This is a genomic window from Aquiflexum gelatinilyticum (assembly GCF_024813435.1).
Lineage (GTDB): Bacteria > Bacteroidota > Bacteroidia > Cytophagales > Cyclobacteriaceae > Cognataquiflexum > Cognataquiflexum gelatinilyticum.
In genome coordinates this window covers 1-559 of the sequence record NZ_JANAEZ010000027.1, presented here as the reverse complement: position 1 = coordinate 559, position 559 = coordinate 1, and the positions used below count along the sequence as shown (strand labels likewise).

The window sequence follows — 559 nt, the reverse complement described above, 5'->3', positions numbered from 1 at the left end:
TGGGCAGGTTGAAGGTTGGGTAACACTAACTGGAGGACCGAACCGACTAATGTTGAAAAATTAGCGGATGACTTGTGGCTGGGGGTGAAAGGCCAATCAAACCGGGAGATAGCTGGTTCTCCCCGAAAGCTATTTAGGTAGCGCCTCGTGAACTCATCTTCGGGGGTAGAGCACTGTTTCGGCTAGGGGGTCATCCCGACTTACCAACCCGATGCAAACTACGAATACCGAAGAATGTTATCACGGGAGACACACGGCGGGTGCTAACGTCCGTCGTGAAGAGGGAAACAACCCAGACCGCCAGCTAAGGTCCCAAAGTCATGGTTAAGTGGGAAACGATGTGGGAAGGCACAGACAGCCAGGATGTTGGCTTAGAAGCAGCCATCATTTAAAGAAAGCGTAATAGCTCACTGGTCGAGTCGGCCTGCGCGGAAGATGTAACGGGGCTCAAACCATACACCGAAGCTACGGGTATCACGTAAGTGATGCGGTAGGGGAGCGTTCTGTAAGCCTGCGAAGGTGTGCTGTGAGGCATGCTGGAGGTATCAGAAGTGGGAAT

1 rRNA gene is annotated in these 559 nt (G+C 52.8%); it reads left to right on the top strand.

The annotated features are described in order from the left end of the window. Positions 1-559 (top strand): 23S ribosomal RNA (locus NK987_RS21370); the annotation flags it as partial.